The 15342-nt window shown below is 63.4% G+C and carries 14 protein-coding genes; 13 read left to right on the forward strand and 1 reads right to left on the reverse strand.

All coding sequences use genetic code 11. The features are described from left to right. The first annotated feature begins 98 nt into the window (after positions 1 to 98). The 5 genes from M4J39_RS11270 to M4J39_RS11290 all read left to right on the forward strand — a co-directional run bounded on the left by M4J39_RS11270 (position 99) and on the right by M4J39_RS11290 (position 5101). Positions 99 to 1322, forward strand: a complete 1224-nt coding sequence (locus M4J39_RS11270; RefSeq protein WP_251727933.1) for a pyridoxal phosphate-dependent aminotransferase — start codon at positions 99 to 101, stop codon at positions 1320 to 1322. Positions 1323 to 1487: 165 nt separating this feature from the next. After that, the gene (locus M4J39_RS11275; RefSeq protein ID WP_251727934.1) at positions 1488 to 2651 is read left to right on the forward strand and encodes a nitrogen regulation protein NR(II); all 1164 of its coding nucleotides are present in this window, start codon (positions 1488 to 1490) and stop codon (positions 2649 to 2651) included. 249 nt (positions 2652 to 2900) lie between these two features. Beyond that, entirely contained in the window at positions 2901 to 3521 is a 621-nt protein-coding gene (locus tag M4J39_RS11280; protein ID WP_251727935.1) for a response regulator transcription factor, read from the forward strand. A gap of 74 nt (positions 3522 to 3595) precedes the next feature. Then, positions 3596 to 3934, forward strand: a complete 339-nt coding sequence (locus M4J39_RS11285) for a response regulator (protein WP_251727936.1) — start codon at positions 3596 to 3598, stop codon at positions 3932 to 3934. 408 nt (positions 3935 to 4342) lie between these two features. Beyond that, positions 4343 to 5101 (forward strand): Crp/Fnr family transcriptional regulator, encoded by a 759-nt coding sequence (locus M4J39_RS11290; protein WP_251727937.1) that lies wholly within the window; start codon positions 4343 to 4345, stop codon positions 5099 to 5101. A gap of 13 nt (positions 5102 to 5114) precedes the next feature. Here the strand turns inward: M4J39_RS11290 and hemN are convergent, their stop codons facing one another. Further along, positions 5115 to 6476: an oxygen-independent coproporphyrinogen III oxidase gene (gene hemN / locus M4J39_RS11295; protein WP_251727938.1), complete on the reverse strand. Its 1362-nt coding sequence runs from the start codon at positions 6474 to 6476 to the stop codon at positions 5115 to 5117. 419 nt (positions 6477 to 6895) lie between these two features. Here hemN and ccoN point away from each other — a divergent pair, with 419 nt between their 5' ends. From ccoN to ccoS, 8 genes are all read left to right on the forward strand, one after another. Continuing rightward, entirely contained in the window at positions 6896 to 8521 is a 1626-nt protein-coding gene (gene ccoN, locus M4J39_RS11300; RefSeq protein WP_251727991.1) for a cytochrome-c oxidase, cbb3-type subunit I, read from the forward strand. An 11-nt stretch (positions 8522 to 8532) separates the two neighbouring features. Then, a complete protein-coding gene (gene ccoO, locus M4J39_RS11305) occupies positions 8533 to 9264 on the forward strand; it encodes a cytochrome-c oxidase, cbb3-type subunit II (protein ID WP_251727939.1) in 732 nt (243 codons plus the stop codon). Positions 9265 to 9272: 8 nt separating this feature from the next. Further along, positions 9273 to 9428 (forward strand): cbb3-type cytochrome c oxidase subunit 3, encoded by a 156-nt coding sequence (locus tag M4J39_RS11310; RefSeq protein ID WP_101291274.1) that lies wholly within the window; start codon positions 9273 to 9275, stop codon positions 9426 to 9428. Positions 9429 to 9431: 3 nt separating this feature from the next. After that, positions 9432 to 10298, forward strand: a complete 867-nt coding sequence (gene ccoP / locus M4J39_RS11315) for a cytochrome-c oxidase, cbb3-type subunit III (protein WP_251727940.1) — start codon at positions 9432 to 9434, stop codon at positions 10296 to 10298. A 398-nt stretch (positions 10299 to 10696) separates the two neighbouring features. Continuing rightward, positions 10697 to 12151, forward strand: a complete 1455-nt coding sequence (gene ccoG / locus M4J39_RS11320; RefSeq protein ID WP_251727941.1) for a cytochrome c oxidase accessory protein CcoG — start codon at positions 10697 to 10699, stop codon at positions 12149 to 12151. Positions 12152 to 12231: 80 nt separating this feature from the next. After that, complete coding sequence (locus M4J39_RS11325; RefSeq protein WP_251727942.1) at positions 12232 to 12741, forward strand: FixH family protein; 510 nt, start codon at positions 12232 to 12234, stop codon at positions 12739 to 12741. A gap of 14 nt (positions 12742 to 12755) precedes the next feature. Then, the gene (locus M4J39_RS11330; protein ID WP_251727943.1) at positions 12756 to 15056 is read left to right on the forward strand and encodes a copper-translocating P-type ATPase; all 2301 of its coding nucleotides are present in this window, start codon (positions 12756 to 12758) and stop codon (positions 15054 to 15056) included. Further along, positions 15053 to 15268, forward strand: a complete 216-nt coding sequence (gene ccoS, locus M4J39_RS11335; RefSeq protein WP_251727944.1) for a cbb3-type cytochrome oxidase assembly protein CcoS — start codon at positions 15053 to 15055, stop codon at positions 15266 to 15268. Before M4J39_RS11330 ends, ccoS begins: the two co-directional genes overlap by 4 nt. The last annotated feature ends 74 nt before the right edge of the window (positions 15269 to 15342 follow it).

A 15342-nucleotide genomic window follows, 5' to 3' on the forward strand; every position in this document is an offset into this window, starting at 1 on the left:
GGCAGCTTTTTCCATATCTTGCCTTTTGATTCGTTTTTGGTGGACTGATATTCCCGGATGGTGGCGATTCCCGCTGGCCATCCGAGCAAGGCATATCAATGATCCCCGACGTTGCCGCACGCTTTCTCGACGACATTCGGCCGACGGCCCGAAACGCGCCCCCAAGTGGTATCGTCGAGGTTCACCTTGAGGGGTTGCGGCGGCCGGGAACATCGAAGCTTTGGGTCGGCGAAGGCAACCTGCCGACCCCTGCCAACATTCGCGATGCGGCGGTCCGTTCGTTGCTGGCTGGGGAGACCTTCTACACCCATCAGGCCGGTTTGCCGGAACTGAGGGAAGCGCTCTGCCGGTATCACGATCGGATCTACGGACCGTTCGGCGGCCGGCCTGCCGACATCAACCGATTCGTGGTCACCTCTTCCGGCATGCATGCAATCCAGATGGCGGCGTCTCTGGTCGCTGGCGACGGTGACGAAGTGATCGTGCCGACACCGGCCTGGCCGAATGCTCCGGCCGCTGCCGGACTGTGTGGCGCGGTGGTGCGCGAGGTGCCGATGCGTTTCGGTTCGACGGGCTGGGATCTTGATCCGGATGAACTCAAGACGGCGATCACGCCGCGTACGCGCGCCATCTTCATCAACTCGCCGGGCAACCCCACAGGCTGGGTCGCCAGCCGTGATCGACTTGCTTCCATCCTCGCTATCGCCCGTCACCACGGAATCTGGATCGTTGCCGACGAGGTTTACGGCCGCTTTTGCTACCTGGACGGCATGGAAGTTGCGCCCTCCTTCCATACACTGGCCGAACCGGACGACCGGCTTGTGTTCGTCAACACGTTCTCCAAGAACTGGGCGATGACCGGATGGCGGATCGGCTGGATCGAAGTGCCGGCCGCCCTCAACTCCACCGTCCAGAACCTCGTGCAATACACGAGTTCGGGCACGGCGGTCTTCATGCAGCGTGCCGCCGTCGAGGCGCTCGACAATGGCGAGGGTTTCCTGGCCTTCCAGGCGGCACGGGCGCGCGACAACAGGGCGGCCGTTCTCGCCACGCTTGCCGCGGCGGACGGCGTGACGATGTCGCCACCCGACGGAGCCTTTTATCTGTTCTTCTCCCTCGACGGCGAGAGCGACACGCGCCGGCTTTGTCTCGACATGGTGCGCGAGGCGGGGGTGGGAATAGCGCCCGGCACCGCGTTCGGCCGAGGTGGAGAGCGATTCATGCGCCTGTGTTTTGCCGGCGATCCGCAGGAAATCACCACCGCGCTCGGCCGGCTGTCAACCTGGCTCGCCACGCGCCGGCACGCCACCGTAGGCATTTAGTGATTTTTTACGGACATTTGCGTTTGAATTTGATCTGGAACAGTTCCTTTTCCTTGGAAGTCGTGCATGTTACATCCGGACTTGCACTGAAGGGCTGTTCCTGATTTGACAGATTTCGGGGCGAGGTTGTGGCCCCATCTGGATGAAGGGGAGAGCGAGGCGGATATGGGAGAACTTGAGGACCGCAGGACCGCGGTTTCGGAGGCTCGGTTCGAGAGTCTTCTCGACACCGCCGCCGATGGCGTCATCGTCATCGACGAGACTGGTCGCATGCTGGTCTTCAACAAGATCTGCGAGCAACTGTTCGGCTATACCTCGCAAGAGGCCATCGGCCAGAATGTGTCGCTGATCATGCCGCCCGAGTTCTCGGTGTCGCACGACCGCTTCATGAACAATTATCACCGGACCGGTGAAAGACGGATCATCGGCATTGGCCGTGAAGTGTCCGGCATGCATCGCGACGGCACGGTCTTTCCACTGGAGCTCTCAGTCGGCGAAGCGAAGACCGCGGAGGGGCGTCAGTACATCGGCGTGTTGCGCGACCTGCGCTCCCGTCGTGCCGTCGAGCAACGCGTATCCCAGCTCCAGGCGCAGGTGGTGCACATGACGCGCCTGTCCGCCATGGACGAGATGGGCGCCGCCATGGCCCACGAACTCAACCAGCCGCTGACCGCGTTGCTGCTGTATCTTCAGGCCGTAGCCCGGCAGGTCAGGGCCTGCCACGCCGACGCCAAGCCGCCGAGCGACAAGATGCTCGATGTACTCGACAAGGCGGTTCTCGAGGCCGAGAGGGCCAGCCATATCGTCCAGCGCATGCGTCAGATGGTGGAGAAGCGCGACCCGGAACGGGCCACCGTCGATTTGCGCGAGGTGGTCAACGAGGCGCTCGATCTCAGCGAGTTCGTGGCACAGGGGGCCACCGTCACCATTCGCCGCGTCTTCGGCATGACACCGATCCAGGTGGATGCCGACGCGACGCAGATCCAGCAGATCATCCTGAACCTGCTGCGCAATGCTCTCGAAGTGGCCAAGGAGAGCGAAGAGCGCTGGGTGAAGGTATCCATCGGTTCCGACGATCGTTCGGCCTTCGTTTCGGTGACCGACAGCGGCCCCGGTTTCTCCGAGGACGTGGGCAAGTCGCTGTTCAGAACGTTCAGCACGACCAAGAAGTCCGGCATGGGGCTCGGGCTCGCCATATCACGGGCAATCGCCCAGAATCATGGCGGCGACCTGATGGCCGATCCCGGCGGCAATGGGCAGGGGGCCACATTCACCCTGATGCTGCCGATGCACCATTCGGACGAGGCGGAAGAGGACACGTGGGGGTGAATGGACGGCGCGGCTGGCGCCGGTGGGAAGGGCAAGAAACAAAGTGACCACCCAAGGGGTGGTAGCTGGCGCGGCGGGAGGTTTCGCCGTATAAATACGTAGATAAGCAAGGTCCGCCACGAATCTCGCGGAAGCCGTTCATTCGGACGGGAGGCCCTGAGATGCGCTGAGTGGACGCGATCCATGGACTTGGCTAGCCGGGCGGGACCCTGGCGGTCTTCAGGGATCCTCAGATCGAGGAAGGGTGACATGGCTGAAACAGAAGGAAAAATCTTCGTTGTCGACGATGACGCATCGGTGCGTGACGCGCTGTCGGTCATCTTCGAGATGGAAGGTTATGGCGTCAGGGTGTTCGCGGACGGCGATCAGTTCCTGACGGCGCTAAAGACGGACAAGCCGGCCTGCGTGCTGCTTGACGTCCACATGCCGGGCAAGTCCGGCCTCGACATTCTCCGGTCGATCGATGTCGGTACCTTTCCGTCGCCGGTTTTCATCATTTCGGGCCAGGGTGACATCCCCATGGCGGTAAGCGCCATCAAGGCCGGCGCCACCGATTTCATCGAGAAGCCGTTCGATGCCGATACGGTGGTAACGCGCGTTCGCGAAGCGATCGCTTCTTACGGCCGCCACGCCAACGGCGGCACTCCGGGCCTGAGCTTCCCCGGTGCCGAGCATCTGACTCCGCGCGAGCGCGATGTTCTGCAGGAAATCACCGGCGGCGCGTCCAACAAGGAAGCCGGACGGCGCCTTGGCATCTCTCCGCGTACCATCGAAGTGCACCGTGCACGCATCATGGAAAAGCTCGGTGCGCGCAATGCCGCCGATCTCGTCCGTATCGTGCTGACTGCGCATACGGGGGATCACGGATAAACATTGCCCAATGATCAAGGCACACTACTTTTTCCTGCGACTGGTTTGCGCCTCGCAGTTTTAGAGTGTGGCTTATGTATATCATTGTTGAGGACGATCCTTCGGTCGCCGACGCGCTGGAATCCCTGCTCTCAGGAGCGGGATTGCCGGTGCGTGTCTTTGCGAGCGCCGAGGAATTCATTCATTCCGCTTCTCCAGCTCCCGACGATACGATGATCGTCGACCTCGGCTTGCCGGGCATGAGCGGTGGCGAACTCGTTCGTCATCTGGAGAAGGCGGGCGCGACGCCCAAGGTCATCGCCATTTCCGGCAAATCGTCGCGGACGATCGCGCGTGAAACCGAAGGCCTGGCCGACGTGAAGATCCTTCGCAAACCGCCGGCGGCCGACTGGCTGGAGGCGATCACCGCCTGATCCTTCTGCAGAACGGTGCCTTGGCCGCCCGGTTCGCCGGGTTTTTTTGTCTTCCGCCTGCGGGGGAAGCAACGATGTCTGACGAAATTGTCCATGTTTCCGCCCGTTTTGTCCGGGTGGAGATTCGATACCTGCGCTTTCCAAGGCTGGCGGGAAGCGTTGTTTTCGCCAGCGCCGTCGCGCCTTAGGCGCGGAAAACGAGAACCCTTCCTGCGATGGTTAAGTAACCAAACGAATTACCGCAGGGCGCTTATGTCCATATTGTGTCAGTGTCGATAGTGGTGCGGCCGAAGCGGACGGGTTTCGGTCGAGCCGACGGAGAGTGAGCGGCCATGGACGGATGGCCGGTTCGATCCTCCGGTGGCCTGCCGACCACGTGTCACCGAGCATGTCATCGAGGAGGGATCGATGTTCGTTGAGAAAAAGACCTCGTTTGCCGAAGGGTTCGCAGCCGGCGGTTTCGACGATGGACGCCATCGCAGCCGCTATGCCGGCACCCGGCTTCGCGCGCCGGCCGACGATAGTGCGTGGGACCATTACCGCGCTTCGCCGCGCGCGCGCTTCGACCGCCACGACGCCCACGCCGTGCTGTTTCATGAGGACGATACCGCCAGTCACCTCTACGAGGTGGTCAGTGGCCAGATCATGCTTTATCGCCTGCTCGGCGACGGACGCCGTCAGGTGGTCGACATCCTCGGCGAGGGTGACCTTTTCGGCCATTCGCTCACCGGTCTTTACGATTGCACGGCCGAGGCGCTGACCTCTGCCGAGGTGCGAGTGCTGGATCGCCGCGACATCGACCAGTCCATCGATCTGCTCGCCCACGTCAATCGATGTCTCCTGACGCGGATCGAAGCCTTGCATAGCCATGCCGTGTTGCTTGGCCGCAAGTCTGCCACCGAGCGGGTGGCGAGCTTCCTGATGCGCTTCGTGCCAAATCGCGGCGTTGTTGGCTGTACCGGGCCGGAGCGGCACAACACGGATACCGAGCTCGTGGTGTTGAAGATGACGCGGCAGGAGATCGCCGACTTCCTCGGCCTCACCATCGAGACGGTGAGCCGCGTGCTGTCCGACCTCAAGCGGCGCGGCTTCATTGCCATAGAACGCAACGACCGCATCCGCCTCGTCGACGTCTGCCGTGTCTGCAAGATGACAGGCATTCACTGACGTCGACTGCCGACTAAACCGCCACCGAATGACGCCCACCCGTGCCGAGATAGGCGTCGAAAGCGGAGGCGACGAGGCGCGCCAGTTCGGCGCCGTGTCGAACAATGGCCACTCGCTTGTCGTCGGCAACCACCCAGCCGGCACGGACGAGCGGCGCCAGCTTTTCGAGGTCGGCCGAGAGCAGGCTCGTCTCCGCGCCGTGGCGGGCGGCGGTGGCCGACAGGTCGACATCGAAGAAGCACAGGAGCTGTTCGATGACGTCGGCCCTGAGGCGGTCTTCCGCTGTCAACAGGCGGCCTCGCTCGGTTGCAAGGCGGCCACCCACGACGCGCTCGCGCCAGTTACCGGTGTCGGCGACGTTCTGGGCGTAACCCCAGGCCGTCCGGCCGATCGACGAGGCGCCGAAGCCAATCAGCGTGTCAGCGCGATCGGTGGTGTAGCCTTGGAAATTGCGGCGTAGCGTCCGGTTCGACAATGCCGCGGCCATGGAATCGGTCGACCGGGCAAAATGGTCGATGCCGATCGGTACATAGCCCGCCGCTGCGATGGAGCTGTGGGCCGTCCGCTCGAGATCGAGCCGTTGCTCACTGCCTGGTAGCTTCGATGCGTCGATGAGCTTCTGGTTGGCGCGGAACCAGGGAACGTGGGCATAGCCGAACAGAGAGATGCGGTCGGGCGCGAGAGCTATGGCCGCTTCGACCGTACGCCGAATGGAGGAGACGGTCTGCTCGGGCAATCCGTAGATCAGATCGAAGCTCAGCGAGGTGATGCCGGCGCTTCGCAGCTGCTCGACGGATGCCGACACCGTTTCGGCGGGCTGGATGCGTCCTATGGCCGCCTGAACCGTCGGGTCGAAGTCTTGCACGCCCAGACTGGCACGGTTGACGCCGATGGCCCGAAGCAGGCGGGCCCGTTCCTTGCCCAGATGGCGCGGATCGAGCTCGATCGCATGCTCGGTATCCGGTCCGATGCTGAAGAAGCGGTGGAAGTCGTCGACGATTGCCTCGAAGGCCTCGGCCGACAAAAGGTTGGGTGTACCGCCGCCCCAGTGAATGTGCGACACCGCTCGCCGGCCAATCCGCGCCGCAACCATGGCGATTTCCGACCTGAGCACGTCGACATAGGCCTCGATCGGCGCGTAGCGCCGGGTCGCCTTGGTCGTGCAGCCGCAATAGTGGCAGATCGAATGGCAGAATGGGATGTGAATGTAGAGCGAGACCGGGCCGTCCTCTGTCGCCGCCTTATCGAGAAGCCCGCCATAGGCTTCCGCTCCGACCTCGGCCGAGAAATGGGGCGCCGTCGGATAGGAGGTGTAGCGCGGCACGGTGGCGCGAATGAGGGTCTCGAGCGAAACGGCTTCGTCCAGTTGGGTCATGCGTTATCCTTGGCGCCGCTGGCCGGCCGATACATTGACCGGCGTCAAACGCGGCGGCATTGGACCGAATCAGTCGGCCCTTGCCATTTTGGCGGACTGGTATCTGCCCCCCGATCCGTCTCGCTTGCAACGACGACGATCCGATCCGTGTCGCTCATTATAATTAGTCCATTTTGATATAGGCAAAACGTCTAGAACTGCGCTAAACCCCCTCCATTCCCGGATCAACCTTGACCTTTGTCAAGGTTGGTATGCGTAGACCTAACTAGGTTGTTTCCCGTGCTCCGGACGCAAATGTTCGGGGCGGGGGACACTAGGGCGTCGGCAAACGGGCGAAGCGAGGCGCTCGTCGGCGACGGTGGGCGATCTCCGACAGACACGGGGCGACGAACATGACGGCGTTGAGGGCCAAACCTCTGATGTCGCTCGAGGAAACCGTATACACGGTTTTCCTGGGGCTTCTCTTTCTCTATTGCGTTCTGGCCGCCGGCAAGGCGGTGGATCCGGTCTTTGCCTTTCATGCCACCATCGGCGCGATCGCGTCGGCGGCCGGCGTCTTCCTGATTGTCCGGTCGTTCATCGACCGCGACGGCCATGTCGAACCCGCCGAGATCAACGGCAAGCCGAACTACAATCTCGGTCCGGTCAAATTTGCTTCGATCGCTGCCATGTTCTGGGGCATCGCCGGTTTTTCCGTCGGCATCTGGATCGCTCTCGAACTGGCCTATCCGGCCCTCAACCTCGGCCTTCCCTGGACGACCTTCGGACGCCTCCGCCCGCTTCACACTTCGGCGGTCATCTTCGCCTTCGGTGGCAACGTGCTTCTGGCAACGTCCTTCTATGTCGTGCAGCGCACCAGCCGGGCCCGCATGCCGGGCCTCGTCACCCCGTGGTTCGTCATTCTCGGCTACAACGTGTTCATCGTCATCGCCGGCACCGGATATCTGCTGGGGGTTACGCAGAGCAAGGAATACGCCGAACCGGAATGGTATGCCGACCTCTGGCTGACCATCGTCTGGGTCGCCTATCTCATGGTCTTCCTGGCGACGCTATGGCGGCGCAAGGAGCCCCATATCTATGTGGCGAACTGGTTCTATCTCGCCTTCATCGTCACCATCGCCATGTTGCACATCGTCAACAATGCGGCGGTGCCGGTCAGCGTCTTCGGCTCCAAGTCCTATGTGGTCTGGGCGGGCGTGCAGGACGCGATGGTGCAGTGGTGGTACGGCCACAACGCGGTGGGCTTCTTCCTGACCGCCGGCTTCCTGGCCATCATGTATTACTTCGTGCCGAAGCGGGCCAACAGGCCGGTCTATTCCTACCGGCTGTCGATCATCCACTTCTGGGCGCTGATCTTCCTCTACATCTGGGCCGGCCCCCACCACCTCCACTACACCGCGCTGCCCGAATGGGCGTCGACGCTCGGCATGGTGTTCTCGGTCATGCTGTGGATGCCCTCCTGGGGCGGCATGATCAACGGTCTGATGACGCTGTCGGGCGCCTGGGACAAGCTGCGTACCGATCCGGTTCTGCGTCTTCTCGTGGTGTCGGTCGCTTTCTACGGCATGTCGACCTTCGAAGGGCCGCTGATGTCGGTGAAGGCGGTCAATTCGCTCAGCCACTACACCGACTGGACCATCGGCCACGTGCATTCCGGCGCGCTTGGCTGGGTGGGCTACGTCTCCTTCGGCGCGCTTTACTGCATGGTCCCCTGGATCTGGGGCAAGCGCGACGTCTACTCCCTGAAGCTCGTCGACTGGCACTTCTGGATCTCGACGCTGGGCATTGTGCTCTACATCACGTCGATGTGGGTGTCCGGCATCATGCAGGGCCTGATGTGGCGTGCCTACACCGAGCTCGGCTTCCTGCAGTACTCCTTCGTCGAAACCGTCGAGGCGATGCATCCCTACTACGTCATCCGTGCGTTGGGCGGCATCCTCTTCCTGACCGGCGCGGTGATCATGGCGGTCAACCTCTATCTCACCATTCGCCACGGCGAGGCCGAAAAGCCGGCTGCTGACGTGGCCCTGGCTCCGGCCGAGTAAGGAGACGACTGATGGGTCTCATGCAAAAGCATGTGGTGTTCGAGCGGAACTCGATCGTTCTCCTGATCGGCATCCTGATCGTGGTGGCCATCGGCGGTCTGGTCGAGATCGTGCCCCTGTTCTACCTCAAGAGCACGATCGAGACGGTGACCGGGATGCGGCCCTATTCGCCGCTGGAGCTCGCGGGGCGCAACATCTTCATCCGCGAGGGCTGCTATCTCTGCCACAGCCAGATGATCCGCCCGATGCGCGACGAGATCGAGCGTTACGGCCATTTCTCGCTGGCGGCGGAAAGCCAGTACGACCACCCCTTCCAGTGGGGATCGAAGCGGACGGGTCCCGATCTTGCCCGCGTGGGCGGCAAGTATTCCGACGATTGGCACGTCGCCCATCTCGTTGACCCCCGCTCGGTGGTTCCGGCCTCGGTCATGCCGGCCTATCCCTTCCTGAAGGAGATGCCGCTCAAGGCCGCCCTGATTGCCGAGGACATGAAGACGCTGCGGCTCCAGGGCGTGCCCTACACCGATGAGGACATCGCCAACGCGGAGGCCGACCTCAAGGCCCAGGTGAACCCGGACGGCATGACAGAGGGTCTGGTTGCCCGCTATCCCAAGACGGTGGTGCGCGACTTCGACGGCAATCCGAACAAGCTGACCGAGATGGACGCGCTCGTTGCCTATCTCCAGATGCTCGGAACCCTGGTCGACTTCTCGACCTATGACGACAAAGCCAACCTGCGTTGAGGGGTACCATGGACTTCAGCTACGAACAGGTTGCCGCTTTCGCCCAACAGAGCGGGCTTCTGTACTTCTTCCTGATCTTCTCGGCCATCTGCGTCTATGCGCTTTGGCCGAAGAACAAGGCGAAGTTCGACCACGCCGCGCAGATCCCGCTTGAGGAGGATTGAGCCATGGCTCACGAGGAAATCGACAAGGTCACCGGCGTGTCGACCACCGGCCACGAATGGGACGGAATCAAGGAGCTCAACAACCCGCTGCCGCGCTGGTGGCTGTGGGTGTTCTATGCCTGTATCGTCTTCGCGATCGGCTACGCCTTCGTCTACCCGGCGGTGCCGCTCGTGTCGGGCTACACCAAGGGTTTGCTCGGCCACTCGCAACGTGCCTCGGCACTTGCGGAGGCCGAGGCGGGCCGCGCCGAGCGCAACGTGGTGGGACAGAACCTCGCCAATGCCGGCCTTGAGGAGATCAAGAACGATCCCAAGATGCTGGAGTTCGCCATGGCCCAGGGGCGCGCCGCCTTCGGCGACAACTGTGCGCCCTGCCACGGCTCGGGCGCGACGGGCTCCAAGGGCTACCCGAACCTTCAGGACGACGACTGGCTGTGGGGCGGCACTCTCGCCGACATCGAGCACACCATCACCGTCGGCATCCGGTCGACCAGTCCGGATACGCGGATGAACGACATGCCGCGCTTCGGCGCAGATGGCCTGCTCGACGCCAAGCAGATCCGCAACGTCGCTGGCTACGTGCTGTCGCTGTCGGGCAACTCGGTCAAGGGCGCTGACGTGGAGGCCGGCAAGCAGATCTTCGCCGAGAACTGCACGAGCTGTCACGGCGAGGATGCCAAGGGCATTCAGGAGCTTGGCGCGCCGAATCTGACCGACAAGATCTGGCTGTACGGCGGCGACGAGGCGTCGGTGATCTATACCGTCACCAACGCTCACCGCGGCGTCATGCCGACCTGGGCCGGCAAGCTCGATCCGGTGACCATCAAGTCGCTGGCGATCTACGTCCACGACCTTGGCGGCGGTACCTGAGATCCCTATGTGAGGACGTCGAGCCGGCGGGGAGCGATCCCCGCCGCTGCTGTTTGAATTGGGGAGCCGCGCCTGAGCCAGCTCCGGCAAGCGCGGAAATCCTTTTGGGAAGTGCTGAGCTAGAGCAGTTCCAGCAAAAGTGGGAACCGGTTTTGCGTCCGGAACTGCGTCTTAACGAAGAGCTAGAGTTTCTCCGACGAACCCGAGTTCGCCGGAGAAACTCTAGCAGCGCAGGCTCGGCGCCCCCGAACTCGTCAGGCCTGTCCGACGCATGGCGGCAGCGACCAAATCGCAGGTCGTCGCCAGTTCTAGTTTGTGCTAATGTGCTAATAATAGTGGCGATTACTTAGAAGCGATCCGCCTGGACGACAAGGCGGACGCCGGGAGAAGAAGGCACCATGCGGGTCGACGAGAACGTCACGACCGGAAGCGACAGCTATTATGCGGCCGCCAAGAAGAACTATCCCGCGTCTGTCAGTGGCCGTTTGAGGACCATCAAGTGGTCCGTGCTGATCATCACGCTCGGAATCTACTACTTCCTGCCCTTCATCCGCTGGGACCGTGGCCCCGATGCGCCGGGTCAGGCGGTGCTGATCGACATGGCCGGACGCAAGGCCTACTTCTTCGGCGTGGAGATCTGGCCGCAGGAGGTCTATTACCTCACCGGCCTTCTCGTACTTGCTTCCGTCGCCCTTTTCCTCATGAACGCGGTCGCCGGTCGCGTCTGGTGCGGCTATCTCTGCCCGCAGACGGTCTGGACCGATCTCTATTTCGCCGTCGAGCGCTGGTTCGAGGGCGATCGTCGCGACCGCATTCTGATGGATCGCGCGCCGATGAGCGTCGGCAAGTTCGTGCGCAAGGCCGCAAAGCATATCGTCTGGCTTTTGATCGCCGTCGGAACCGGCGGCGCCTGGGTGCTCTACTTTGGCGACGCGCCGACGATCATCAGGGACATCTTCACCGGCAATGCCGCATCGATTGTCTATATCTGGATCGGCATCCTGACCTTCACGACCTACTCGCTCGCCGGTTTCATGCGCGAGCAGGTCTGCCTCTACATGTGCCCCTGGCCGCGCATCCAGGCGGCGCTGACCGACGAATGGGCGCTCAACGTCACCTATCGTACCGATCGCGGCGAACCGCGCATGTCGGTGCGAACGGGCGCCAGAGCGAAAGAAGCTGGTGCGAAGGTTGGCGACTGCATCGACTGCAAGGCCTGCGTACAGGTTTGCCCAACCGGCGTCGATATTCGAGAAGGGCTGCAGCTCGGCTGCATCCAGTGCGGGCTCTGCATAGATGCTTGCGACACGGTGATGGCCAAGGTCGGGCGTGAGCCGGGCCTGATCGGTTACGATACCGACATGAACATCGCCCGTCGCAGCGAAGGCAAGCCGCCGATCTTCCGCATCGTGCGGCCGCGCACCGTTCTCTATGCGGCGCTGATCGTCATCATCGGCGGCATCATGACCTACACCTTGGCCAACCGTGCCTTCCAGGGTGTCAGCGTGTTGCACGACCGCAACCCGCTCTACGTCAACCTGTCCGATGGCGGCACCCGCAACGGTTATACCGTGCGGCTGATCAACAAGCGGCCTCACGAGCGGCATTTCGCACTGACCGTTTCCGGCTTGCCGGAAGGCTTTACCGTCGAAGCCCAGGGCGTGGCGGCGGCCAGCGGCAAGCCGGTGATCGAGGTGCCTGCCGACACGACACGCGAGCTGCGCGTGCTGGTCATGGTGCCGGGCGGGGTCTCGCTGCCGGAGTCGACGCCGATCGAGTTCTACATCGTCGATACCGACAACGGCGAAAAGGCCTCGACCTCCGACTTCTTCAAGGCTGCGCCGACGAACTGAGCCGGGACGGCCGTAACCCGAGAGGTTGCGAACGGCTGGCAAAAGGCAGATGCTTGGATATGGCGAGGGAGATCGACCGCATGACCGTTACCACCGAAGAGCCCGACAGCGGCCGTCGTCTGACCGGGCGAGGTGTCCTCATCTGGCTCCTGGCCTTTTTCGGCATAACCTTCGCGGTGAACGGCGCTTTCATTTACTTCGCGGTTTCGACCTTTCCCGGCGTCGAGGTGGCGTCGAGCTACAAGGCCGGCCAGGAGTTTGAAGGCGAAATCGCGGCGGGCAAGGCGCAGGCCGATCGCGGCTGGATGGTGGACGCCGCTGTCAGGCCCGTCGGTGACGACGCCTCCATCGAAATCCACTTCACCGACAAGGCTGGGGCCGATCTTCATGGGCTCGACGTGCGCGTCCGGCTGACCCACGCCGTCGATCCGAACCACGACCATTCGGCCAGCTTGTCCGAAGTGGCGAGCGGCACCTATCGCGCCGTGCTTCAGGGTGTGAAGGCCGGCATGTGGAACCTCACCATCGAGGCTTACAAGGGTGATGAGCGGCTTTTCCGCAGCCGCAACCAGTTGCGCCTCGTCCGCTGACGAAGGGAGACGCCGTGAACATAGCGGTGGATGCCGGAAATCTGGAGCGCGACCCCGAAGGGCGGTCGATAGGGCACGACTGGGACGCCTACACCGTCGCCGATCGTGACGGCGCCCGCCGCATCGAGCTTGCCGTCGACGGCATAACCTGCGCCGCCTGCCTGACCGACATCGAGCGAGGTCTTCGTCGCCTGCCGGGCGTGGTCAGTGCCCGGGTCAATGTCGCAAACCGACGTACCTCGGTCGTCTTCTCGCCCGACAAGCTGACGCCGGACGGCGTGCTGGACCGGATGGCGGCGATCGGTTACCCGGCGCAGCCGTTCGACCCCGCGATTCGGCGCGACAGCCGCTCGTCCGAGGCACGGGAGCTTCTGAAGTGCATGGGTGTCGCCGGCTTCGGCGCCATGAACGTCATGCTGATGTCGGTGTCTGTCTGGTCCGGCAACGTCACCGACATCACGCCCGAGACGCGCGACTTCTTCCATTTCATGAGCGCGCTCATCGCCATTCCGACGGTGGGCTACGCCGCGAGGCCGTTCATTCGAAGTGCCTTTGCCGCCATTCGCCGCCGATCGCTCAACATGGACGTGCCCATCACGCTCGGCGTTTGCCTTGCCATGGGTCTTTCGATTTTCAACACGTTGAACCACGCCCTTGAAGCCTATTTCGACAGCGCGCTGATGCTGCTGTTCTTCCTGCTGCTCGGCCGCTTCCTCGACGAGAACATGCGCCGCCGCACGGCGATCGAGGCGGAAACGCTGGCGACCCTTCGTGCCGACTCGGCGCTGAAACGCGGTGCCGACGGCGAGCTTGTGCGCGTGCCGCTCAGTGCCGTGCATCCCGGCGACATCGTGCTGGTACGGCCGGGCGAGCGGGTTCCGGTCGATGGCGAGATTCTCTCCGGCCAGTCCGACGTCGATCGCAGCCTGGTCACGGGCGAGACGCTCCCCGTGCCGGTCGCGCCCGGCGACGTCGTCCACGCCGGTACCCTGAACGGCGCCGGTCTCCTGACCGTGGTGGTCACCGCCGCCGTCGAGGGCACGCTGATGGCCGAAATCGAGCGGCTGATCGGCGAGGCGCAATCGGCAAAGTCCGGTGCGCTCCGTCTGGCCGACCGCGCCGCGCGCGCCTATGCACCGGTGGTCCACCTATCGGCGTTGTTAACGGCCATCGGCTGGCTGGCTGTCGGCTCGGGTTGGCATACCGCGTTGGTCAATGCCATTGCCGTTCTGATCATTACCTGCCCATGCGCCTTGGCACTTGCTGTGCCGGCCGTGCAGGTGACCGCCGCGGGTCGGTTTTTCCGTAATGGCATCCTGCTCAACGCCGGCGATGCCATCGAACGCTTCGCGCGCGTCGACACTGTCGTTTTCGACAAGACGGGAACCCTGACCAGTCCCGAGCCGATGCTGGCCAATCGATCCGTCGTATCCGATGATCTTCTCGAACTCGCCGGCCGCCTTGCCCGCTCCAGCCGCCATCCGCTTGCCGAGGCCCTGGCTCGCGCTTCCGGCGCCAGCGGCACCTTCGAAGGCGCCAGCGAGGTGACGGGGGAGGGCGTGACAGCCGATCTGGCCGGACGGACCTTGCGGCTCGGTTCGCTTTCCTTCTGTTCAATCGACGACGAGCTGGCAGATCCAGTCCGTTCGGCTCATCCCGACGCGTCCCTGATCGCCTTTTCCGATGGCGAACGCAAAGCGGTGTTCGCCTTCGCCCAGCGCCTCAAGCCGGACGCCGTCGAGGTTGCGGCCGCGCTCCGCGCGAGGGGCTGCCGTCTGGTGATCCTGTCGGGCGATCGCGAGGCGGCCGTGTCGGTCGTCACGGCAAGGCTCGGCATTTCCGACTGGGAGGCCGAGGTCGATCCGGCCGGCAAGATTGCCCGGCTCGACGCGCTGAAGGCCGAGGGGAGACGCGTCTTGATGGTCGGTGACGGCCTCAACGATGCGCCTTCTCTGGCCGCCGCTCACGTGTCCTTGTCGCCAGTCTCTGCCGCTCACCTTGCTCAGGCGGCCTCCGATGCCGTCTTCCTGGGTGAGCGCCTGAAGCCGGTGGTCACTGCGCTGGACGTCTCGCGCGCCGCCTACAAGCTGATGAAGCAGAATCTCTGGACGGCGGTCGTCTACAACCTGATCGCCGTGCCGATCGCCGTTCTGGGCTACGTCACGCCACTGATCGCTGCCGTTGCGATGTCGGGCTCCTCGCTGATCGTGACGCTCAACGCGTTGCGCCTGCGTCGTGTCGCCATGCCTCCGGCCGTGCGGCCACCAGCGGCGGTGGCCGCCGCCCTCGAAGAAACGACCGGGGGGCGGGCATGAGCGTTCTCGTCTTTCTTGTGCCGGCGGCTTTGGCCCTCGGCCTCCTCGGCCTTGCCGGCTTCATGTGGTCACTGAAGACGGGGCAATATGAGGACCTCGAGGGCGCGGCCTGGCGCATTCTCGAGGACGACGACATCGAAGACGCACCCGAACGCGAGCCGGAAGGGGCCCGCGGCCGCGTGCCCGAAGGCGAGCAGCGTCGCAAGGGTTGACCGCCCAACTCGCAGACATATCGGCAAAAGAAAAACGGGACCGACGCCGTCGATCCCGTTCGGTGTTTTCTGGG

Source organism: Pleomorphomonas sp. NRK KF1 (assembly GCF_023721755.1).
GTDB lineage: Bacteria > Pseudomonadota > Alphaproteobacteria > Rhizobiales > Pleomorphomonadaceae > Pleomorphomonas.